This is a genomic window from Paenibacillus sp. SRL342 (assembly GCF_984798905.1).
The window spans coordinates 5,677,015-5,698,643 of the sequence record NZ_OZ481790.1 but is presented as its reverse complement, the minus strand read 5'-3'; the positions used below and the strand labels follow the sequence as shown (position 1 = coordinate 5,698,643).

22 protein-coding genes are annotated in these 21,629 nt (G+C 43.5%); 18 read left to right on the top strand and 4 right to left on the bottom strand.

The features are described from left to right. Positions 1-112: 112 nt before the first annotated feature. The 4 genes from AC4E8D_RS25115 to AC4E8D_RS25100 all read left to right on the top strand — a co-directional run bounded on the left by AC4E8D_RS25115 (position 113) and on the right by AC4E8D_RS25100 (position 4,022). Positions 113-442, top strand: a complete 330-nt coding sequence (locus tag AC4E8D_RS25115) for a hypothetical protein (protein ID WP_405130764.1) — start codon at positions 113-115, stop codon at positions 440-442. An 88-nt stretch (positions 443-530) separates the two neighbouring features. Beyond that, positions 531-2,567: a hypothetical protein gene (locus tag AC4E8D_RS25110; protein WP_490205362.1), complete on the top strand. Its 2,037-nt coding sequence runs from the start codon at positions 531-533 to the stop codon at positions 2,565-2,567. Continuing rightward, a complete protein-coding gene (locus AC4E8D_RS25105; RefSeq protein ID WP_405130761.1) occupies positions 2,564-3,211 on the top strand; it encodes a putative bacteriocin export ABC transporter in 648 nt (215 codons plus the stop codon). The genes AC4E8D_RS25110 and AC4E8D_RS25105 overlap by 4 nt, the downstream gene beginning before the upstream one ends. A 280-nt stretch (positions 3,212-3,491) precedes the next feature. Continuing rightward, entirely contained in the window at positions 3,492-4,022 is a 531-nt protein-coding gene (locus AC4E8D_RS25100) for a GNAT family N-acetyltransferase (RefSeq protein ID WP_490205361.1), read from the top strand. Positions 4,023-4,166: 144 nt separating this feature from the next. On the opposite strand, the gene AC4E8D_RS25095 is transcribed toward AC4E8D_RS25100, so the two are convergent. Beyond that, the gene (locus AC4E8D_RS25095) at positions 4,167-4,337 is read right to left on the bottom strand and encodes a hypothetical protein (protein ID WP_405130759.1); all 171 of its coding nucleotides are present in this window, start codon (positions 4,335-4,337) and stop codon (positions 4,167-4,169) included. Next, a complete protein-coding gene (locus AC4E8D_RS25090; protein WP_405130757.1) occupies positions 4,334-5,572 on the bottom strand; it encodes a glycosyltransferase family 4 protein in 1,239 nt (412 codons plus the stop codon). The genes AC4E8D_RS25095 and AC4E8D_RS25090 overlap by 4 nt, the downstream gene beginning before the upstream one ends. Positions 5,573-5,758: 186 nt before the next feature. Between AC4E8D_RS25090 and AC4E8D_RS25085 the strand changes: the two genes are divergently transcribed. Then, positions 5,759-6,118 carry a hypothetical protein gene (locus AC4E8D_RS25085; RefSeq protein ID WP_339305506.1) on the top strand — a complete coding sequence of 120 codons (360 nt, stop codon included), beginning with the start codon at positions 5,759-5,761 and terminating at the stop codon, positions 6,116-6,118. 248 nt (positions 6,119-6,366) lie between these two features. Then, the gene (locus AC4E8D_RS25080) at positions 6,367-7,851 is read left to right on the top strand and encodes a DHA2 family efflux MFS transporter permease subunit (RefSeq protein WP_339305504.1); all 1,485 of its coding nucleotides are present in this window, start codon (positions 6,367-6,369) and stop codon (positions 7,849-7,851) included. A 65-nt stretch (positions 7,852-7,916) separates the two neighbouring features. Here AC4E8D_RS25080 and AC4E8D_RS25075 read toward each other — a convergent pair whose 3' ends face one another. After that, positions 7,917-8,990 (bottom strand): glycosyltransferase family 4 protein, encoded by a 1,074-nt coding sequence (locus AC4E8D_RS25075; protein WP_490205360.1) that lies wholly within the window; start codon positions 8,988-8,990, stop codon positions 7,917-7,919. Between the two features lie 433 nt (positions 8,991-9,423). Here AC4E8D_RS25075 and AC4E8D_RS25070 point away from each other — a divergent pair, with 433 nt between their 5' ends. The 9 genes from AC4E8D_RS25070 (at position 9,424) to AC4E8D_RS25030 (ending at position 18,012) form a co-directional block, all read left to right on the top strand. Further along, positions 9,424-10,557: an ABC transporter ATP-binding protein gene (locus AC4E8D_RS25070; RefSeq protein ID WP_237177818.1), complete on the top strand. Its 1,134-nt coding sequence runs from the start codon at positions 9,424-9,426 to the stop codon at positions 10,555-10,557. Continuing rightward, complete coding sequence (locus tag AC4E8D_RS25065) at positions 10,554-11,270, top strand: ABC transporter permease subunit (protein ID WP_017692528.1); 717 nt, start codon at positions 10,554-10,556, stop codon at positions 11,268-11,270. The genes AC4E8D_RS25070 and AC4E8D_RS25065 overlap by 4 nt, the downstream gene beginning before the upstream one ends. Before the next feature lie 4 nt (positions 11,271-11,274). Next, a complete protein-coding gene (locus AC4E8D_RS25060) occupies positions 11,275-12,669 on the top strand; it encodes a GldG family protein (RefSeq protein WP_490205359.1) in 1,395 nt (464 codons plus the stop codon). Next, on the top strand, positions 12,666-13,697 hold the full coding sequence (locus tag AC4E8D_RS25055; protein WP_490205358.1) for a DUF4340 domain-containing protein: 1,032 nt from the start codon (positions 12,666-12,668) through the stop codon (positions 13,695-13,697). Before AC4E8D_RS25060 ends, AC4E8D_RS25055 begins: the two co-directional genes overlap by 4 nt. 253 nt (positions 13,698-13,950) lie before the next feature. Continuing rightward, positions 13,951-14,940 carry a YhcN/YlaJ family sporulation lipoprotein gene (locus AC4E8D_RS25050; RefSeq protein ID WP_237177821.1) on the top strand — a complete coding sequence of 330 codons (990 nt, stop codon included), beginning with the start codon at positions 13,951-13,953 and terminating at the stop codon, positions 14,938-14,940. Between the two features lie 360 nt (positions 14,941-15,300). Continuing rightward, the gene (locus AC4E8D_RS25045) at positions 15,301-15,909 is read left to right on the top strand and encodes a type IV toxin-antitoxin system AbiEi family antitoxin domain-containing protein (protein WP_076211329.1); all 609 of its coding nucleotides are present in this window, start codon (positions 15,301-15,303) and stop codon (positions 15,907-15,909) included. After that, a complete protein-coding gene (locus AC4E8D_RS25040) occupies positions 15,909-16,829 on the top strand; it encodes a nucleotidyl transferase AbiEii/AbiGii toxin family protein (protein WP_100529708.1) in 921 nt (306 codons plus the stop codon). The genes AC4E8D_RS25045 and AC4E8D_RS25040 overlap by 1 nt, the downstream gene beginning before the upstream one ends. Before the next feature lie 172 nt (positions 16,830-17,001). After that, complete coding sequence (locus tag AC4E8D_RS25035) at positions 17,002-17,226, top strand: helix-turn-helix domain-containing protein (RefSeq protein ID WP_017692532.1); 225 nt, start codon at positions 17,002-17,004, stop codon at positions 17,224-17,226. A gap of 231 nt (positions 17,227-17,457) precedes the next feature. Beyond that, the gene (locus tag AC4E8D_RS25030; protein ID WP_237177822.1) at positions 17,458-18,012 is read left to right on the top strand and encodes a DUF4303 domain-containing protein; all 555 of its coding nucleotides are present in this window, start codon (positions 17,458-17,460) and stop codon (positions 18,010-18,012) included. A gap of 154 nt (positions 18,013-18,166) precedes the next feature. Here the strand turns inward: AC4E8D_RS25030 and AC4E8D_RS25025 are convergent, their stop codons facing one another. Then, a complete protein-coding gene (locus AC4E8D_RS25025; protein WP_490205357.1) occupies positions 18,167-18,514 on the bottom strand; it encodes a hypothetical protein in 348 nt (115 codons plus the stop codon). A gap of 146 nt (positions 18,515-18,660) precedes the next feature. Here AC4E8D_RS25025 and AC4E8D_RS25020 point away from each other — a divergent pair, with 146 nt between their 5' ends. From AC4E8D_RS25020 to nagA, 3 genes are read left to right on the top strand one after another with little or no spacing between them, the layout of a single operon-like run. Next, positions 18,661-19,524 (top strand): MurR/RpiR family transcriptional regulator, encoded by an 864-nt coding sequence (locus tag AC4E8D_RS25020; protein ID WP_289390265.1) that lies wholly within the window; start codon positions 18,661-18,663, stop codon positions 19,522-19,524. A gap of 9 nt (positions 19,525-19,533) precedes the next feature. Next, positions 19,534-20,262 (top strand): glucosamine-6-phosphate deaminase, encoded by a 729-nt coding sequence (nagB, locus tag AC4E8D_RS25015; RefSeq protein WP_210109933.1) that lies wholly within the window; start codon positions 19,534-19,536, stop codon positions 20,260-20,262. Continuing rightward, positions 20,259-21,479 carry an N-acetylglucosamine-6-phosphate deacetylase gene (nagA, locus tag AC4E8D_RS25010; protein WP_490205356.1) on the top strand — a complete coding sequence of 407 codons (1,221 nt, stop codon included), beginning with the start codon at positions 20,259-20,261 and terminating at the stop codon, positions 21,477-21,479. Before nagB ends, nagA begins: the two co-directional genes overlap by 4 nt. The last annotated feature ends 150 nt before the right edge of the window (positions 21,480-21,629 follow it).

The window sequence follows — 21,629 nt, the reverse complement described above, 5'->3', positions numbered from 1 at the left end:
AAAAAATCAATTTATTAAAAATATTAACTAGGAATATACTGACAGTAATCTGATGGTATACTAGTATTTTACTTATAGAAGAATGGCATCCATATTTTGGGGAGGTAAAAAATTGAAAAATTTCAAACGTGGTCTGACTGCTTTATTTGCGGTAGTAGTCTTCGCATTAACATCTGTAACTGTATTTGCTGGACCGGTTGCAGGAGGAGACTTATGGTATGATGGGGGTCAAACAGGAACCCGCGTGTTCTCTGACATCTATGATAATAATAAAGATGATGGAAGATTCTATGAGGTTAAAGCTAGTGTAAAGGTATGTTCGAGTGTAACTACGTCAGGATGGCTTCCAGATAAAGCGTATATAACTGCTGAGAGAAGTCTATGGTGTAATGAATCATCTTATTATGATTATCGGCTTCTTTCTGGTGGCGGTAGTAAATAATCCACATAGTTAATGTTTGATTATACTTAGGTGCATCAAGGATGCCATTCTTCTTGTTTCATAAATGATTGCTTAAAGGTGGTAAAACATGGTAAGGGCAATTTTTATTTTCATATTAGGTCAACTATTATTATTATCAATTATATTTAATCAGACAATCTATCCAATTTTTGAACTCAACCATCTTGGAGATGATTCGTTAAGTTCCTATAGTGTGGAAAATTACAACGGAGATAATCTGAGAAAATTATATAAGAGTTTGAATGAGCAATGTAAAATCGATAACAAATGCAAATTTCAATTGATAAAAACTCCTGTATCTAACGATAACAAAATGATTTATGAAATATATCATAGCGATTTGGCAAATCTAAATTTATTGAACTCAACTTCATCTAATAAGACATTCAATTATTATGTATTAACGGAAGAAGAGTTCATAGATAGTGATGGGGCCTTTTCCACCAATCTCGATGAAGATATATTAAACGATATCTCGAGTGATATTGGAATCGCATTGAAAGCAGATTCAGCTATGATCGAATATCAGCAGATATTTCAATCTAATTCAATTAATTTTGGGATACTTTTAATACTTTCTCAACTTATCTTTTTTATTTATACCTTTACAAGAGTAAAGGTGAATGCAGTGAAAAAGGTTCTAGGGTTCTCATCTTTACGTATGGTTATGACTTCTGTAAGAAAACTTATTTTGCTACAGAGTATTCTTATTCCGATTATATTTGGTGTACATATCGTTTATTACCTGAGTCTCAATAATATTGTGACACGTTACTTTTTCATGTTGTTTTTCTACTTATTAACTATTGGGATTTTAAATCTAATGATGCTACTGATTACCCAAGTTAGCCTCAAATATATAGATATTAGTTTAATGATAAAAAATAAAGTATATTCTAGCCGATTAAATTTGAGTTTATATGCTGTGAAAATTATATTGATTTTATCAATCACAGTATCTGCCTCCATTTTTTCGCAAAATTTTGTTAAATACAAAGAGGCACTACATACGTATGATAAGTTTTCAAATCTAGAAAACTATTATACGTCCATTGGATACAATTCAGACGAGTATGAGAAAGCTCTTCAGAATAAAGATCTGCTTGTTCATTATGGGAGTTCTGTAAAAAAACTATTGCAATATTTTAGGGAATCGGATCAATTATATGTTCACAATTTTTCCAATGTATTATCTCAGCTCTCTTTTAGTTTATTAGAACGAAGAGGAACTACACGAGAAAATGTTTTGGCAGATTTCAGAGAAAATCATATCATTGTGAATGATACTTATTTAAATGCTTTTGTTGATATTCTAGACCCTCGGGGCAGACCAATTAATATGAAGAGTATCAAAGTACCAACAATTCTGGTGCCTGAAAAGCATAAGCGACATGAACAAGAAATCATTGAATACTATACAAAAAGATACAATGCATTATTAAGTTATAATGAAAATTATGAAATTGAGAACGCCAACTCTAATTTGATAAAGTCAGTGGACATTCTATATATTGCAAACGGCCTGAAACCTGAATTACTTGGTAAAGGGGACAGAGGAGAGCTTTCAGGGGAAGAGATTGAAGACCCAATTATAATCTTGGATCAGGGAGAATTTGATGAGCTATACTATTATGACCAATTAAATCAAGGAAACATCATTATCAAAGCAGACAGCAGAGAAGAATTTTCGACTCAAGTCAAAAACTTCAATTTATCGAACCTAATTATTGAAGGTTCATTGATTACACCTTTTCAAAGTCAAATAAGTTCTACAGAATTTTACATGCAACAATCCTTTATATTTGTTGTTTTGTTCTTAATTACATTAGTCTTTGTTATTTATATTTCTAATTACATTGATGTAATGTTCAATAGAAAAAATCTGGCTAACAAGTATGGTTTGGGATTTAGTGATTTTAGAATACTGAGATCACGCTTTCTAATTACACTCATTTTGTTATCTGCTACGTTTTTGAATTTCTTCATCCCATTTAATTTAATAGTATATTTATTAATTTTATTGGTAGACATTATTATTTTATTTATCCTGTATAGGTTGGTTATTGTGAGAAATATTCATAAAATATTACGGGGAGGATCATGATGCATGAAATTGAGCTTGTTAATATTGGAAAAAGTTATGAAGGTTCAGCCATACTATCTGGGATGAATCTAACCATAAATACAGGTGAAATGGTCGCCATTACAGGTGAAAGCGGAAGAGGAAAAACAACTTTATTAAATATTATCGGTTTGATTACGAGTAAAGACGAAGGAAACTTGCATCTATTTGGGCATCAGAACCCTAAAATTCATTCCAAAGAAGCAATGATGCTGAGGAGAAAGAGGATAGGGTATTTATTTCAGAATTATGGTTTGGTGGATGATGAAACTGTGCTTTGGAATCTGAGTTTGGCTCTGGAATATAAGAAGATGAACAAAAAGGCCAAGAATGAGTTGATTGATCGTTATCTGGATGAATTTGCACTCACCACACTTAAAAAAAAGATGGTGTATCAGCTAAGTGGAGGGGAACAACAAAGAATTGCCATTATAAGACTTATACTGCAAGATAGTGATCTGATTCTTGCTGATGAGCCAACTGCAAGTTTAGATGAGCAGAACGAAAAATATATATTAGAACATCTAAAAGAATTAAATAGGAAGGGAAAAACAATTGTGGTTGTTACGCATAATACCAATATACTCACTTACTTTGATAGAGTCATTCGTATTGAAGAATTATAAAGTACAAATTTAGAAAAAAATTTTTAAAAAAATGAGGAAACATATAATTGTTGTTAGAAAGGTAGGTTCCTTGTCATGTTAGGGACCTACCTTTTTTGTTATTCACTTATTTTTCAATTTTTGATTGCTATAAGGGAGGGCTCTCTTTTTGGTGAAAAAGTGGTAGCATCCTGTGGTTTTTTAATATAATGATTATAAGTTGAGAAAAGAAGGGACTGGACTATGCGCAGATATCAATATCTTAAACCCAACTATTAATAAACTAATGGAGGTAAGAGTATTGATTACAGAGTTACACACAGAACGGTTATATTTGCGAAAAATGAACGTATCGGATGCGGCCAGCTTGTTTAAAATTTGGTCTGATCCGGATGTAACTAGATTTATGAATATCACTCATTTTACGGATGAAAATCAAGCTATAGCCATGATTAATCTTCTGAATGATCTTGCTCAGGAAAACAAGGCCATTCGGTTCTCTATCCTTGTGCAAGAGTCCAACGAAATCATAGGTTCCTGTGGTTATAATTCACTGGATTTTGACAATCTCAAAGCAGAAATCGGGTATGACATTGCCAGATCACAATGGGGGAAAGGATATGCTACGGAAGCGATCTCTTCTTTATTAGCTCATGCATTCTCGACTATGAAGCTGAATCGTATTGAGGCAAAGGTTGACCCCGATAATGTGAATTCTATCAAGCTATTGCAAAAGCTCAATTTCACATACGAAGGCACCCTCAGAGCATACGAGAGGGCAGGCGAAACGTTCAGTGATCTGAATATGTATTCCAAGTTGGCGACAGATTAAAACGATCTGTAATAGCGTGTTCTCGGTCCGTTAGAACACATTTGAAGCGAGCAAGGGGTGTCCTCAGTCATTCATATGACAGATGGGACACCCCTTGTTTGATATTTCGGCATGTTATATGAAGACGGCATATCATTGGACAACTCAATCTTTTGAATTCATGATCGCCATGGATGCAGGATCGGGAAATATATATCCTTTAGGCAGCTTATTCATCAATTCATTCATTACAGCGTAATCCACGTCGATGTGAGGTGTGGAAACTGGAGTCGAAAACCAGCGATTGTATAGATCACTTGGTACAAGTAACGTCATATTGTATGTCCTCCTCTGTAGATGGCTTCTTGGTAGACTTGAAATGTACGAAATCCCATCACTTCCAGTGAACGATTTTGTTCAGCCCAAGCTTTCGCCGCCGCCCCCACTGTTCTTCGGGTAACATCATCCTCAAGTAGTGCATCCAACAGTTCACGGAGCGAGTCGACATCCTGCGGAGGAACAACCCATCCCGTACGTCCAGGTTCAACCATCTCGGGCATGCCGGCTGTGCCACTGACGATAACAGGTACACCCGCCAGTTGCGCTTCGGTAACGGAGAACGGCTGGGTGTCCTGCAGGCTGGGCTGGACATAGATATCTGCATGGCGCAGGAAGGAAGGAATATTGTCCAACTTGCCCCAGAACACAACATCGGCTCCAATACCCGTTGACGCGGCCTGTGACCGCAATTCATCGGTTAGATTGCCTTCTCCTGCGATCCAGCAGACCCAATCGGAACGTTTGTTTTTCAGACTGGCTAAGGCCTTGATTAACACATGAACGCCCTTGATGTATTCAAGTCGTCCGGTAAAGGCAATGACTTTCTTGCCCGCAGGTGGTCGCTGGCGGAACTTCACAGCTGCTGAGGCGCGGTAGGCTGGGAGATCTATAGCATAGGGAATCTGTCTGAACTTTGATTCAGGAACGGCAAACTCTGTAAGCGTACTCTTGATCCAGTGGCTTGACACGAGAATGAGCTCGGACTGTGCTGCGCTTCGCTCTTCCAATGAGAGAAAATAACGTCCACGCTTGGATTGCAAATATGAAGGGAGAGTAAGCTGTGGGTTGGAATTTTGAGCATCGTAAAAGGCTTCGCGTGCAAGAGCGCCATGATAGCTTGTAACCAGTGGGATATTGCGGTTCAAGATGCGTTTTATGGCTACCGCAGCTACCGGATCTTGAGCATGAATAACGTCATAATGGTCCACCCCCAGATAAGCGGCCGCCATCTCGAAGGCATATCTATTCAGTTCATAATAAGCGAGAAGAGGATCGGCAGTGAATTGTGGCAGATCAGTCGGATTGAGTTTGGCTTGCAGCATGGGCCACACCTTATCCTTGGAGAAAGCGCGGTTGAGATTACGAACATATACTTCGTTATTGGCACCATTTGTGCCCATGATATCAACCTCTACACCAAGTGCGATTAACCTGTCGGCCAGTTGTTTAACATATGTCCATATGCCTCCCATATGTGTAAGCTCCCAATACGTAACGAGCAGAACCTTCATAGCTACCTCCTTGTCACGGCCTGCACCGGCCGAGCTTCGATCCTTTTATTCTATGAAAAAAGAGGACCGGAAGGTCGGGCATTTCCGTGTAATTGGTCGAAAATGGGTGAATGCAAATGGCAATGGACGAGAGGAAGCATATCCTATGTACAGGAAGGTTCATGTGCTCCGAAGGAGGGATCTACAGTGGCGGTATATTTACTTGAGATTCATGAGAATCTGTTACAGACATTTGTTCCCGTCAAGTACATGGATGTGGAGTTGGCCTATGTGGGCGGCGAGGAAGGGACGGATGTATATGTTGGTGGAGCCAGTATTCACGGAGAACTGTACCGGCACCTTTTTCACCTAACGTCAAATTCAGGGGGGGCGGGCGGTAATCAGGTCATTCATAATCTGGATGTCACATCCGAGCCTTATGAACTGAGGGTTATCAGCAACAGTTCTTCACCGAATCATCTGGTTATTCGAATATATTGCAGAAGTATTCACGGTCAGACATTGGGCATACTGTCAGAATATCAGATGATGAAGCTTGCAGATTGATATGGACATCATTGCATAGTCATGATTAACCAACGTGTGGAGCAGGGAAGGTGCCTGTTCCATTTTTTTGTGAGCATCCATAGTAGAAATGCTTAAAAAAATAGCTTGACAGCAAAGGTATTTTCATTAGAATTAGATCAGTATTAAACGAAAGTTTAAAACGATAGTTTGAATTTAGTCGTCAATATAGGCTGAGTGAGACGCATGAATACGCCTGCGATCTCCTGCCGGAAAAGAGTGTGGAGAACGTGAAAGAACAAACAGCAGGACTTCAGGAGCCCGCAGAGTTTTCAATCAAAACGATTATACTGCCACTCCTGGCTATTATCGTAGGTATGATCATGGTTATACTGGACAGCACGGTGGTGAACGTGGCCATTCCCAATCTGGTTCAATATTTTGAGACGGATCTTAAAACGATCCAATGGACGGTTACGGGTTACACCTTGGCTTTGTCTGCAGTTATTCCACTGGCAGGCTGGTTAACGGACCGTTTTGGTGCCAAAAGAGTATTCCTGTTCACCATTGCCATGTTTACCTTGGGTTCAGTGTTATGCTCGATCGCTCAATCACCTGAGCAATTAATCATTTACCGTATCATTCAAGGCCTTGGTGGAGGCATGGTTGCTCCTATTGGTATGGCAATGGTCTTTCGTCTGGCTCCTCCTGAGCGAAGAGGTTCCATCATGGGGATGCTGGGAATTCCGATGCTGCTTGCCCCTGCATTGGGTCCGGTGTTGTCCGGGTGGTTTATTGAATCACTAAGCTGGCACTGGATCTTCCTGATTAACTTGCCCATTGGTATTGCAGCTTTCATTCTATGTATCAAGTTTTTGCCTGATACAGATCGTGGACGCACACCTGCACTGGATCTGCTCGGCATGATTCTGGCGCCAATTGCGTTCTCGATGCTGGCTTACGGTGTGAGTGAGGGGGGAACGAGCTGGACATCTGCAACAACCTTGACGGGTGTCATTGTGGGTGGTGTAGCGCTCATTCTGTTCATTATTGTAGAGCTTCGTCATCAAAATCCATTGCTCGAACTCCGGGTATTCAAATCATCTGATTTCTCACGGGGAATTATTCTCGCATGGGTGTCTCAAGTGGCGCTGTTCGGTGCGATGATCCTGATCCCGCTTTATTTGCAGCAGATCAAAGGATACACTGCACTGGAAACTGGATTGATTCTGCTGCCACAGGCGTTGGCTTCCGGAGTGGGTATGCCGCTTGGTGGTCGGTTGTTTGATAAAATCGGTGCTAGACCTCTGGCCTTCGTGGGTCTGGGTATTATCTCGGGAGCATTGTTTATTCTGTCCTCTATCACGGCAGAGACAGGTCTTGGCCTGATTATAACGGCTCTGGTCATGATGGGTCTGGGTATGGGCTTGTCCATGATGCCACTCAATACGCATGTATTGAATGCTGCTCCGCGTAAGTTGGTCGGACGGGTTACACCGCTCACGGCCGCTGCACAGCAAGTGGTCGTGTCCTTTGCAGTTGCAGGGCTTACAGGCTTCCTTACATCAAGAATCGCAGACAATACAACGAGTACAGAGCCGACCGCTATCGTTCATGGTTTGGTGGCTGGTTTCAATGATACGTTCTTCCTGGCCGCTTGTATTGCATTGTTCGGATGTTTGCTCAGTCTGATTCTGCGCAAACCTAAGCCGATGCAGGAAGAAGAACTTCAGAATGGCGACAAGCCTGATCCTGCGATGATGATGGGACACTAACATTCTATAAAAACCATACTAAGGCAGTTCAGAGAAATTTTTCTGAACTGCCTTTTTTGCTATGCTCAATGGAAAATTCGCAGTGCTGTCATCATTTCTCGGAAAGAAATGGCATATCGATCTGGTGAAAAAGACAAGCTCATATGCTGTCTGCCCTGAATGCGAATATACTCACGCAGTTTCTTGTTTTTCATGAGGTCCCTTGCTTCGGCTACAGCGGCCTCTACATTTCCAATTGGATAAAACTTACCAGTCTTATTATGTGTGATAAATGAACGCACACCATCCGAATCCGTGCTGAGCACCGGGCAGCCACAAGAGATGGCTTCAGCGACGGCATAACCAAATCCTTCAAGCAGGGAAGTGGACAACATGATACCTCCTGAAGCAGCGATCATGGAATAGTATGCAGGCATCTGAGAATGAGGAACATTGATGAAGATCCCAATCCGATCCTCAAGCCCGTATTCTGCCAGCATGTGCCGGAACATGACTTCATCTTCTGGATTAGCCAAAGTTGGATCGTGGAACAACCATAGTCTGACTTTTGGATTTTTTTTGACGATTTCACTTGATATGATTAGATATTCACGCCAGTTTTTGTTGTGTTCAAGTCGTCCTACCCAAGCCAGCACCGGATAGGGTGGGGTATCCACCAAGATTGGTGCGAAGGTGTCGGTATCCAGCATATTGGGAATAACAAACCGATGAAGCCAGGGACAGATATGAATGAACATATCCAGCAAGTGATCTGTGGGAGGTATAACGGCAGCATCGCAATGGGCTTGAAGGTAAGGGACACCCATCTGTATCGTTTCCAGAGCCTGATCGCGTGTTCCGAGTCCCTGCGCTTCAAAAATAATTCGCCCGGTATAACCAAGCCCTCTCAAGCGGCCGGGCATAGCGATGTCTGAAGTGGCAATGATGGCATCATAATGATGAGTATGGATGATATGATGGATATCCTCGTCACTGGACGCTGTGAAAATGGGCGTATCACTGTTGTTCTGCAATCCCGAGCCTGTGTTGAGATACAATAGGTGCGCTTCAATGCCATGGCGTTTCAGAACAGCGGTGCGCAGTCGATTTAACGTATCCACGCCACCGCTCGGAACATAAAACGTGAATAATACTTTCACACGATTCACCCTCTGACTTTTGGTCAGGAGCACATTCTCCTGTACTCTATGTTACGTTGGCTTTAAGCGCAGGGTGTGGGTGTTGATCAGAATGTTCACATTTTGGACAAATATTTTTAAGCTGTCTTTTAAGTGTCATTAAGCTGAGGCTAGGATAGCTCCCGTAATATACAAGGAACTTCCCGTGCCCATCATCTATTACATAAGTTCAATGTAACATTTACACGATTACGGAGAGGGCAGAAATAACTTGAAGAAGCGAAGCGTTCGCCTTTATCCCCGGATTTTTCCTTCTGAGAAGGAATCAAAAAAATCTGGGGATAACAGTGATCGGAAGGTTATTCTGTCATCGGAGTGTAAGTGTAACATTTTCAGTTGGATTTATATAACGAACGATGCTGCACGGGTATTTTAACGGGAAAGGATGAATGATGTGCTCGAAGTGAAACAGGTCAGCAAAGTTTACGAAGGGCAACGCGGCGTACATCAACTGGATTTCACCATGGAACGTGGTGAGATTGTTGGCTTTCTCGGACCCAATGGTGCCGGAAAAACAACAACGATGCGTATGATTACGGGCTATGTGCATCCAACCGCGGGTTCCATTATGGTGGATGGGGTATCGGTGCATGAGCAGGGTCAGCGTGTTCGTTCCAAGATTGGGTATCTGCCTGAAACGCCGCCGCTCTATCCGGATATGACGGTGCAGTCCTATCTTAAATTCGTAGCCAATTTGCGAGATGTCCCGGCACGTGAGGTTAAGCTGCGGGTCAGTGAGATGGTTAGCAGACTGGGACTTCAGGGTCGGGAAAGACAAATGGTACGTGGGTTATCCAAAGGATATAAGCAACGCCTCGGGCTGGCAGGAGCCATTATTCACAAGCCGGATCTGCTGGTCCTGGATGAGCCAACATCGGGCCTTGATCCAAACCAGATTATCGAGATCCGGGATTTAATCCGAGAATTGGGCGAGAACCATACGGTGCTGCTCAGTACGCATATTTTGCCTGAAGTGAGCACGCTCTGTAATCGAATGTTGATCATCAATCAGGGACAGCTCGTGTTGGATGGTTCACCTCAGCATTTCGGATCAGCAATGGGGGATCAGTTCAAGGTATCGATTGAAGTGAAGGCCACTGCGGAGCAATTACATAATGTGCTGACACCATGGGAGAAGGTGCGGAGTGAAGTCATTCAAGCATCGGATGTGAATACCAGCAAAGATACTTCACTTACTTCAGATTCAGCGGATACGGTTAAAATGTTGCTCACTGGAGAAAACTCGGAAGATTTCCGTGAGGAGCTGTTCTACCTTTTGTCAGGTGCAGGATTACCGATACTGGAGATGAAGAAGGAGAACCTGAGTCTGGAGCAAATCTTCCTGAAGCTGACCACAACCGAGGCAACAGACACAGACGCAAATTCGGCAGATGTGGATAAGGTTGCTGGGGCAGAGATGGATCACGACGTAACTTCGGACATCGACTCGTCGAGTATATCGGGAACATCAGTTAGTTCAGCAGCCGATACTTCGCCCCAAGCTCACAAAGGGGAGGACTCCAAATGAGACGAATGATGGCGGTATGTAATAAAGAGCTGCAAGCTTATTTTCTGTCACCAACGTCCTATTTTGCTTTTGCCGTATATGTACTGATGACCAGTTTGCTGTTCTATTCAAGCTTTGTGTATTACCAGCCGAGTATTGTCGATTATCGTCTCGTGTTGGGCGATACGTTGTCCATGCTGCTGTTTGTTGTGCCATTGTTAACGATGCGACTGGTTGCAGAGGAATTCAGACAAGGAACGGATGAATTGTTGCTGACTTCTCCGGCACGAGTAACAGAAATTATTTTTGGCAAATATCTTGCTTCTCTGGCCATTCTGGTTGTGCTCATCCTGTGTAGTCTGGTGTACCCATTCATCATGTCGTTCTATGGGACATTGGATATGACGACCGTATGGATGTCTGCGCTGGGGTTATTTTTCCTGGGCGGAAGCATGATGGCGATTGGACTGTTCGCTTCTACATTATCCCAGCATCAGATGGTGTCTGCGGTGGCGGGTTTTATTATTTTGCTCGTTTTGTGGATGCTTGATTCATTTGCAGGCAATACAGGTTCTGCTTTGCAACAGTGGCTTGACCCGTTTGCCCTGACTAACCGGTTCGACAGCTTCATGAAAGGTGTGCTTAGTGGGCCGGATATCTTGTATTATGTCACCCTTTCGGGTGTGTTTCTGCTGTTAAGCATTCAAATTGTGGAACGGAAGCGGTGGAGGTGAGAAGATGAAAAAATGGTTAAGTCATACCAACAGTACCGTGCTGTCTGTAGCGGTGATTGGCATCTTTATTTTGCTAACACTGTTCCTGAATTCACTTGGCGGCTTCCAGCTGGATCTGACCTCGAACAAACAATACACGTTATCTGACCAGTCTCTTACTGCGATCAAAAATGTGAAGGATGACGTCAACATTTTGGTGTTAACCGTCGAAAATGCCAACAACACCGTCCTGAACCGTGAGGTCACGGATATGGTCGAGGAATATACGAAACGTAATAGCAAGTTGAAAATAAAACAGTATAATCTGACGCAGGAACCTGCGCTTGCATCCAAATACGGCATAACAGGCAGCTCCATAGTGCTGGAGCAGGGAGATCAACACAAAGTGATTGATATCGCCAGTTTGTTCACCGCGACAGGTGACGGTAGTGACGGATCGTATCAGTTCACAGGTGAGGAAAAGCTTACGCAGGCGCTCATGAATATGTCATCGACCGAGATTCACAAAATGGTCTTTTTGACTGGACATGAAGAGTTGAGTCTCGCTCAGATGACCACGCTGCAATCCTCCTTGGAACAAAATAATGTGCAGACGGAAGAGTTGCAACTGAATCAAGCTGGTAAGGTTCCAGAAGATGCAGATGTGCTCGCCATTATTGGTCCGCAACGTGATCTCAGTGATACGGAAATGAAAGCCATTCGCACATATCTGAGTAATGGAGGCAAGCTGTTATTATCCCTCGGATTTGTAGAAGATATGAAATCCAGTTGGAAAAACATCGATGCTCTGATGGCTGATTATGGCGTCGTTGATGAGCATGCAGTCATGGTGGATAATCAGCAAGCCAGTACGATGGGGCCACTCTGGGTGGTGCCGGAGTATGGTACACATGCAATTACGGACAAACTTGATACAAGCCAATTGTATCCGATGTTGTCGTTGTCGATTGCGTTGACCAGCAAAGAACAGGATAAATATACCCTTTCACCTTTAATGCATTCTTCGAATGACAGTTATGGGGAGACGAACATCGGCGGTTTACTGCAGAATGAAACAACCAATGATGTCGAAGAGGACATTCAGGGTCCAGTGGAACTAGGGTATGCAGCCGATACGAAGGATGGCAAACCGAAGGCGGTTATTCTGGGCTCGTCCATTTTCATGCAGGATTCGGAAATTGCGAATGGTGGCAATCGGGACTTTATTTTGAATACGGTAAACTATCTGAGTGAGAAAGAAAATGGATTGACGATTCGCCCACGGGTACAAGCCGGGTATGAGATGGCATACCTGAATGGCGAACAGGCCAGAACGATTTTCTTCGTGGCTATAGTAGCATTCCCACTTCTCTTTGTTATCATTGGTGTACTCTTATGGTGGAGGCGCAGACGCGTATGAGAAAATGGGTCCCAACGATTCTGTTGGTCATCGTACTGATTGTGGGCTGGGTGTACGCAGCCAGTCAAAATTATTTTCGAGAAGAAGAAGCGGTACAAGCCAAATTGCTCGGTATTCAATCCGGGGTTATCCAATCTATTACAATTCATGACACAACGGAGGAGACATCCGGTACAGCAGCATCTTCAACCCTGACGCTTGAAAATGGTGTATGGCAGATGGTTGAGCCAAAAGCCTATCCTCTGAACGGTTACAGTGTTAGTAGTTGGTTAGATGCTCTGAGTGGTGCGAATCAGGAACTGGTAGTGGAAGAAGCGCCGACGGATCTGGATAAGTACGGATTGGGAACAGATGCTACACGTATGGATATCAAACTCAAAGATAATCGGGAGATCAAACTGGCGGTTGGCGGCCAGCTTCCAGCAGATGATGCACGTTATGTGCGTGTGGATTCGGGTCCTGTGGTTGCCGTGCAGACAGAGGCGATTACCAGCATAGCTTTGTCTCGTCGTGATTTGTTGGACACTACACCTTTTAACATGGATGAGACAAATGTTGGGTCTCTGGAGTGGGAAGGTGAAGCAGCTACCTGGATGTTAACATCGACATCGAAGAACGATGCGGCAGAGCAGACTTGGACACTGAATGGAAAAACGATTGAAGCCACAGATGCCAAATCTCTTATCGGCAAAATCAAAAACCTGTCGACAGCAGATGATGTGCGTAAAGCATCCGAGCTAAAGAATTCCGTTCCACGATTCACCCTGTCTGTTGAACAGACGGTCAATGGGCAACAAGCTCGAGATGTGTATCGAGGAATTACGGTGCCATCCGAACCGGATCAGATCTGGGTCATTACGCCGGATGGTCAATGGGCATATGCCATGGATGCAGCGAGTCTGACGGAAGCAGAGAAATTCCCGGATACAATTAAAGCATCCACAACTTCTTCGGAAGAGTCATCGAGTTCTGCAAATGACGAAACGACTTCCACCTCACAGACGGGAAATGAGCATGGCGCAAGATAAGTGATGTTATTGTGTTGAGATGCAAATATTATTTCGAGGCAGTGCTGCGAACAAGCAGCACTGTTTTTTTATTTTAAATAGCGAAGAAACTCGGTCCACTGATCAAAACCAAAGATCAATAAGCAAGCCCAAGAACAAAACAAGAAAACCCAAATTTACAGGGTAAGGTACCATATCCTTTCAGCATATCGGTACGTACAGAAGCGCATCCTATCTTTGTGACCAAAACCAACAAACATTGGAGGATGAGTACATGCCAGCAGTCAAAAAGGCAACAGCTATTACGTTATCATTATCTACTGCAATCTTTGTAATGGCCGGTTTGACAGGTTGTGGCACGAATCGGGATACCAACAATATGCATACGCAAAGTGCTCGTCAGCAAGCCAACGGCATTAACCGTTATGGTGTGGAAACAAATGGAATGGATGGCATCCGTGCGAAAAGTTATCGCATGCATAATGTCACTGACCTGAAATCCAGTGAAGAGCTGGCAAAACGCATCACGGAGATGAAGGAAGTAAAATCCGCCCGTGTCATGTTAACGGATCGTAATGCTTATGTGGCTGTTCGTTTGGCAGATGGTCATGCAGGCAAGTTGGAAAGCAAGTCCAATGGTCGTACGAGCATGCTGAATGGAACGATGCGTAATCATGCCAGTGATACCATGCGTGGAGGCAACATGAATCACGATATGGGTGGTATGCGTGTGAATGGTGGTACGGGCACAATGTCTCCGTACAGCACTAGTGGAATTGCTCCAGGACTGAACACAAATTCGGCAACGGATCGCAGCCATATGGGGAATGACCGCAGCATCTATGGAACCATGGGCACAGGCGCCGTTGGCATGATGCGTGGTCTGACAAACAGCGGCAAAGCACGTGGGACAGACGATGGGCATTATGGTATGAAAAGTGAAGGACAACGTGTAGATAGCACGGACGATAACACATCAGCTGAGATAAAGGGTAAGATTTCAGCCAAAATCAAGCAGTTTGCACCAAACATCGAGAATGTATATGTATCAGCCAATCCGGAGTTTGTGGAGCATGTGGAGAACTATGCCACAGATATTCGAAATGGTAAGCCGGTTAGTGGCATGATCGATACATTCCAATCGATGGTGGAGCGCATCTTCCCAACGAACGGAACAGATACGAATAACCGTGATGGTATCCTTGACGATGGCTTGATGAACCGTAATCACAACGGTGGTGTCATGAATCGAATGAATCGGTAGTTCTGAAGACAGATGAACAAGTGTGCCTTTGCGCAGATGGTAACATCCGCTGCAGAGGCATGTTTGTTTTACATGATCTCAACAGGATTCACTTTGAATGTTTCTTCAATAAATTCAGAATATTTGTCTTCCATATAGACTAAATAGACTAACGAAATGAAGTACCATCTAATATTCTTGCACTCCTAAAAGAATTATGTTCTGCTCTTAAGTCTAAGTGCAGAGTTTTTAGTGAATAATAAAGGGGATTGAAATTAGGGTGTGGAATAGTTATGGATTAGAATGAACTTGGAAAGAAAATTCTGAACAGATCCAGATCAGGCAAGAAATGCACGCGCAAATGTGAATGGTGGTGAGTGTATGAACGAGAAAATTGTAGTTGCTGCAATGCGAGTATTTGAAGAACAGCATGGTTTTGCTCGAACAAAAGATTTTATAGAAGCGGGCGTATCCCCTTACTACATAAAAAAACTGGAGTCCGCTGGTGAAATTGAACGGGTAAAACAGGGGATTTACCGACAGTCTGGTCAATTTAATGAACCGCCCCATGAAATGGTTGAGGTATCCAAACTTGTTCCCAAAGGAGTTATATGTCTTCTCTCTGCGCTCTCCTTCTATGAACTGACAACTTACAATCCATGGGAATATCAGATTGCTATTCATCGTGGCGGTAAAAAGCCAAAGCTTCCAGACTATCCTCCTATTAAAGTAATCTATTTGGCAGATGCTCAATACAAAATTGGAATTGATGAAGTCTATATTGATGGCTCGGCAGTTAAAATTTATGATCGTGAGAAAACAATTTGTGATATGGTGAGGTATCGTGAGAAAATTGGAATTGATTTGATGAAGGAAGGGCTGAGGAATTACCTTCAATCCCCCCACAAGAATATAACAAGGCTTGTCTCCTATGCTGATAAGCTACGAATTCGAACGGTTTTGCAAAAGTATCTGGAGGTGCTGATCTAATGAGTGAAATTAAAAATATTCCCGCCTCTGTTTCTGAACGTTTGAAAAATATAGCTAAAAAATCAGGAAAAGCATTTGATACCTTGCTGTTGCTTTATTTTCAGGAGCGTTTCTTATATCGTTTATCCATTTCTGAGTACAGGGATAAATTCATTTTAAAGGGCGGGTTGTTTTTGTTCTCACAAACTCAATTCAAGGCACGTCCAACCAAAGACGTTGATTTTCTCGCCAGACAGATTGCTAATGAACTGGATTTATTAAGAGAGTCGTTTGTCTCCATTTGCTCAATAGCGGTTCCTACGGATGGTATTGCATTTCAGTTGGATGAACTGACAACGGAGAGAATTAAAGAAGATGCTGATTATGAGGGAGTAAGAATTAAAGTAACTGCTCTTTTAGGGCGGATGAGAAAAAGTTTGCAGTTTGATATCGGATTTGGTGATGTGGTGGTCCCGAAGCCCCAGCTTATTGAATATCCTGTTCTCCTGGATATGACAGCACCACAAGTTCAAGCCTACTCGAGGGAATCCGTCATTTCAGAAAAATTTGAAGCCATGATCACATTATCTGTGATGAATAGTCGGATGAAGGATTTTTATGATATTTATACGCTGTTAACAACGAACAACTTTGATGGTCGAATCCTTCACGAGGCAGTGTCCGAAACCTTCCAACAACGGGGCACAATATTTGAAAAAGAGCATCCTCTGTTTCATGAAGAATTTGCTGAAAATGAAGGTCGGACAAAACAGTGGCAGGCTTTTCTGCGTCGTTTAGGGGTTGAAGAACAACTTGCATTTCAGGATGTGATGGATGCTCTTGTTTCTTTTCTTGAACCTGTTTATCATTCAATAATTGATGAGAAAGAGTTTTTTAAGCGTTGGAGTTATACCGAAAGGGCTTGGAAGAACAATAACTGATTAATACATAATTTTTTGAACTATGCACCAACTATTTTAGAGGGATGTATGCAAATTACTGCCCATTTTTCTTATAAAACTGAACCAACGCCCTTGACCTGACATAAGATGAGTTGACTGTATCCCCTTAACCTTGTTACACCAACACAACCCGAGCAAGGAGGGGTGAACATTGAAGGGTATCGATCATAAAAGCAAATTTTTGTTGACCCACCGTGAACGCGAAGTATTCGAATTACTGGTTCAAGACAAAACAACGCGTGACATCGCAGGGCAGTTATTCATCAGCGAGAAAACGGTGCGTAACCATATTTCGAATGTGATGCAGAAACTCAATGTTAAGGGTCGTTCGCAGGCAGTTGTCGAGCTGATTAAGCTTGGAGAACTGAAGATTTAGTTGCGAATTACAGTTAGGATTCAGTAGCAGCATGAAAGCCTTTCTCTATTCTTTGTCATGAAGAATGGGGCAAGGCTTTTTTGCTGTGCTGGATCATGAATTTAAGAAAGATCCGAAACGTAGCATCGCTTGTTTTCATTATTTTAGTAGACCATAATGATTACATATATGAAACAGATAAGGTAGTAAGTAAGGCTTGAAATTGAAACAATGGTAGAAAGGATGATCTAAATGGACCTTTTCTTAAATGAATTTGAAGACCATTTTCGTGCGGGTTTTCTGCCCGATCTAGAACAAACGCTGGCTAAGGTTCAGGATGAGGAAGTATATGCTTGTGCATTTGGAACGGACAGTGATTGGGTAACGCTGTTCATGGCGGTAAATACAGAGGAATCCCTTGCTGGGCATATTGTGAGTATGAAAGAGCAAGGGCTATGTGATAGTGAGGAGGACGAGATCTATTACAGATGGGGCTGCTCCGAATATCAATATGGCGAGGATACGCACTTTAACCACATCAGTCGATTGTTGTATGCAACAGAAGATGTCCAGAAGTATAAGGATGAGATCATTCGAATCATCGCCAAAGTTGTGAATGAGACAGCAGATGACGTTTTTGCCCGGTATGGACAAACCAAAGCAGACATTACGTTTTTCGTTTCTCTCACAGATGATGATCTGGCGGAGGAAATTGAAAATCAATCGGTCTATCAAATGACTGTACCCGGCTTAGCCAGCAAATTCTTAAAACGATATGATGGCATGAATCATAACGAGATGACTTGAGTTGAGACTTGAGTTGAAACTTTCTTCGAATGGAACTGAATCAAAATGAATTGAATCGTTGTACCGCGAAAGTCTTTCCTATTCTTTTATCCAAAGAAGGGGAGAGGCTTTTTTTGTTTTAGCGTGAAAAATGAAATAACGGAATTTATATCACTTATAGATTCCTATTCATTTGAATGAAACTCCTCCATCTTTTCTTCGAAAATGGCTGATAAAAGAGCTGCTCCAATTCCTCGAACTCTGCTTCGTTCAGATGAAGATGGAGTGCTCTTTTCGCAATTTTGGCGGCAGGCTGGGAAGAAGATTTCCGGCCTCCGGCTTTTCGTTTGATCGGAATATGAAATTGCAGCAAGTCTTCAAGTTGATTCCAGCCTTCCCAACTCAGCCGACCTCCGCGTTTCCAGTCGATGGCATAGAGGGCATAATAGGCATGTCCTTCTGTTTGTTTGGTAGTAATGATCCAGGTGGAAGGAATGAACTTTTTCCGTTGTCTTTGATTCATTGAATTGCTCCTTCTTTTGTTATTGCAAAAGTCATGTTAAATTCCTCTTGATTTGCAGGATCGTCTTGATTAAAATGAAGTTATAAAAATGATTTTCTTAATTTATTAAAAATAAATAAAAATAATTTTCATAAAGTGAGGTCCTCATGGCAGCCATATTACGTGCGTTGCAGCAAGAGTTGAATAACCTTCCGTCTCAGGAGCGACGTATCGCCGAAGTCATTATGCAATCTCCATCGGACATTCCAGGCTGGACGATTAGTCATCTGGCAGAGCAGAGTGGCACAAGTGCGGCGACGGTAACCCGCTTTTGCAAGTCGTTTCATTTCAAAGGCTTTCCCGATTTCAAAATGAAACTCGCTGCAGAATTGTCCCACGCATCTGATGAAACGGCGTATCAGGATATTGTAGCGGGCAATTCACTATCCAAAATTGTTGAAGCTATCGAAGCCAACCACCTTGCGTCTATTTCAGATACCACCCGTTTGTTGGATTTGGGGAGATTGGAGCAAGCCGTTCAATTATTGTGCCAGGCTCGCCGCATCGATCTGTACGGTGTGGCTACCTCTTCGATTGTTACACAGGATTTCTATCAGAAACTGGTGCGGATCGGCAAAAGCTGTACGGCTTTCTCCGACTCACACATGCAGATTACATCCGCATCTTCGCTCGCCGAGGGAGATGTGGCGATGGCCGTATCCTATTCAGGCGAAACACCAGAGACCATCGATGCCCTGCATTGTGCCAAACAGGCCGGAGCTTCTACGATTTCACTGACTTCCTATGGAAGTAACACACTCGCAACGGTATCGGATATCCCACTGTTCACCTCTTCTCTGGAAGAAGGCATGAGGCGTGGAGATATGGCTTCACGTATTGCACTGCTGCATGTAGTCGATATTTTGTTCACAGGCATGGTAAGTGCCGACTTTGACCGTTTTATCCCCAGACTGGAACAATCCTATCATAATGTGCAATCTTATCGAGTCCAACACAACGGAGGTGCCTGACAGATGAAGATGAATATACGCATTTTTGAAAATGAAGAAGATTTGAACGCCACAGGTGCTGGCCTCATTGCCAGCTTGTTGCAAACCAAACCACGGGCTGTATTGGGGCTTGCGACAGGAAGTTCTCCTGTAGGCATATATAAACAGCTTATCACGTTATATCAGAAGGGACTTGTCAGCTTCTCACAGGCTTCTTCCTTTAATCTCGATGAGTATGTTGGGCTTCCAACAGAACATCGCGAAAGTTACCGCAGTTTTATGAATGAACAATTATTCAATCATATCGATATAGATATTGCTAGAACGCAAGTGCCTGACGGTCAGGCTGCCGATCTGGAACAGGAATGTAATTCCTATGAACAACGGCTGGACGATCGTGGACCTGTAGATCTGCAACTGTTAGGCATTGGACATAATGGTCATATTGGCTTCAATGAACCGGGAACTGAACTTACAGGACGAACGCATGTCGTGGATTTGAAAGATGAGACAAGAAAGGCAAACGCGCGCTTCTTTGACAGCATCGATGAAGTTCCGGCTCAGGCGATTACGATGGGTGTCGGTACCATTTTGAAAGCCAAACAGATTCTGCTCATTGCCCGTGGCGAGGAAAAAGCCGAGATTATCCGCGAAGCGTTCATGGGCCCAATCACAACGGCCTGTCCTGCATCGCTTCTGCAATGTCATCCGAATGTGGTGGTATTGCTTGATCGTGCCGCAGGGAGGCTGGTGAGATGACCGAGGTGAATAGCCGTGAACCAGGGAGCCAGCATGATGAAAATATTTCTCTTCTTCGGGGCAAGCTGCTCCTTTCAAATGAGATATTGGAAGACGGTGTATTAGCATGGAGGGATGGGAAAATCCTCTATGCTGGGATAGCGGAAGGTCTGTCTGAACAGATTAGGAAAGAGGCCTTGCCTATACCTGTACCCGAGGGTGGTCTCATTGTGCCTGGATTTATTGATATCCATGTCCATGGTGGGAACGGAGAAGACTTTATGGACGCAAGCCCGGAGGTATTGGACAAGATCACTTCTTTTCATAGTACGCAGGGAACAACAGCGATGCTTGCGACTTCCATGACGGCTCCGAAAGAGCGCCTGGACAGCGTACTTGCCGAAGTCGACCGCTATCGTTCGAGTGAAATGCCCTATGCACAGCTTGAGGGTGTGCACCTGGAAGGTCCGTTTTTTAGTCCGAAATGGCCTGGAGCGCAAAATCCGGAACACATCATTCTGCCTGATGTATCTTGGCTCGAAGCATGGGAGAAGCAATATCCTGGCCTGATCCGTCAAGTTACGTTGGCACCGGAACGTGAAGGCGCGTTGGAAGTCATTTCATGGCTGCGAGAACAACGGATTACAGCGGCACTTGGTCACACGGATGCGACCTATGAAGAGGTGGAGCGGGCAGTTGAGGCAGGACTACATCACGCAGTACATACGTTCAATGCCATGACACCGCTGCATCACCGGCTACCCGGGGCTGCCGGAGCCGTGCTGAGTGATCCACGTATCAGTGCTGAGGTGATTGCCGACGGAATTCACGTACATCCTGCGGCGATCTCAATCTTGGCTCAGCTGAAGCAACATGATGATCAACTCGTGTTGATCACGGATGCCATGTCTGCTGCGGGATTGGATGATGGGGAGTACAAAATCGGCGACCTGCCCGTAATTGTGAAGCATGGCGAGGCCAGACTGAAGGACGGCGGCGCACTGGCGGGAAGCACACTGACGATGATTCGCGGTTTCCGTTACCTGATACAGGAAGTGGGCTTGAGTCTGAACGCTGCATCACGTGCAGCAAGTCTGACCCCGGCACGCCTGCTGGGTATTGATCACCGGACAGGTTCCCTGGCTCAAGGAAAACAGGCAGATATCGTTTTGCTGAACGCGGAGCTGGATATTGAGGGTGTGTGGGTCAAGGGCAGACGGATCGGTGAGTCATATTAGATTTAGAAAATTAGTATCGTGCTAATAACTCTCATTATGTGATGCATCGGTCTTCGGAGTTAAAACTTGGCTTCTACCTGTGTAGAGGCAACACCTTGCACAATATGTTAAAATAGATCTCAAAAAGACGGGATCTGCGGATCACGCATA

Bases quoted from the DNA above. Each gene is read 5' to 3' on its own strand.
- AC4E8D_RS25110 (WP_490205362.1), top strand. From the start codon at position 531: ATGGTAAGGGCAATTTTTATTTTCATATTAGGTCAACTATTATTATTA.
- AC4E8D_RS25105 (WP_405130761.1), top strand. From the start codon at position 2,564: ATGATGCATGAAATTGAGCTTGTTAATATTGGAAAAAGTTATGAAGGT.
- AC4E8D_RS25095 (WP_405130759.1), bottom strand. From the start codon at position 4,337: ATGACGTTACTTGTACCAAGTGATCTATACAATCGCTGGTTTTCGACT.
- AC4E8D_RS25090 (WP_405130757.1), bottom strand. From the start codon at position 5,572: ATGAAGGTTCTGCTCGTTACGTATTGGGAGCTTACACATATGGGAGGC.
- AC4E8D_RS25065 (WP_017692528.1), top strand. From the start codon at position 10,554: ATGAGACGAATGATGGCGGTATGTAATAAAGAGCTGCAAGCTTATTTT.
- AC4E8D_RS25060 (WP_490205359.1), top strand. From the start codon at position 11,275: ATGAAAAAATGGTTAAGTCATACCAACAGTACCGTGCTGTCTGTAGCG.
- AC4E8D_RS25055 (WP_490205358.1), top strand. From the start codon at position 12,666: ATGAGAAAATGGGTCCCAACGATTCTGTTGGTCATCGTACTGATTGTG.
- AC4E8D_RS25050 (WP_237177821.1), top strand. From the start codon at position 13,951: ATGCCAGCAGTCAAAAAGGCAACAGCTATTACGTTATCATTATCTACT.
- AC4E8D_RS25045 (WP_076211329.1), top strand. From the start codon at position 15,301: ATGAACGAGAAAATTGTAGTTGCTGCAATGCGAGTATTTGAAGAACAG.
- AC4E8D_RS25040 (WP_100529708.1), top strand. From the start codon at position 15,909: ATGAGTGAAATTAAAAATATTCCCGCCTCTGTTTCTGAACGTTTGAAA.
- AC4E8D_RS25030 (WP_237177822.1), top strand. From the start codon at position 17,458: ATGGACCTTTTCTTAAATGAATTTGAAGACCATTTTCGTGCGGGTTTT.
- AC4E8D_RS25025 (WP_490205357.1), bottom strand. From the start codon at position 18,514: ATGAATCAAAGACAACGGAAAAAGTTCATTCCTTCCACCTGGATCATT.
- AC4E8D_RS25020 (WP_289390265.1), top strand. From the start codon at position 18,661: ATGGCAGCCATATTACGTGCGTTGCAGCAAGAGTTGAATAACCTTCCG.
- nagB (WP_210109933.1), top strand. From the start codon at position 19,534: ATGAATATACGCATTTTTGAAAATGAAGAAGATTTGAACGCCACAGGT.
- nagA (WP_490205356.1), top strand. From the start codon at position 20,259: ATGACCGAGGTGAATAGCCGTGAACCAGGGAGCCAGCATGATGAAAAT.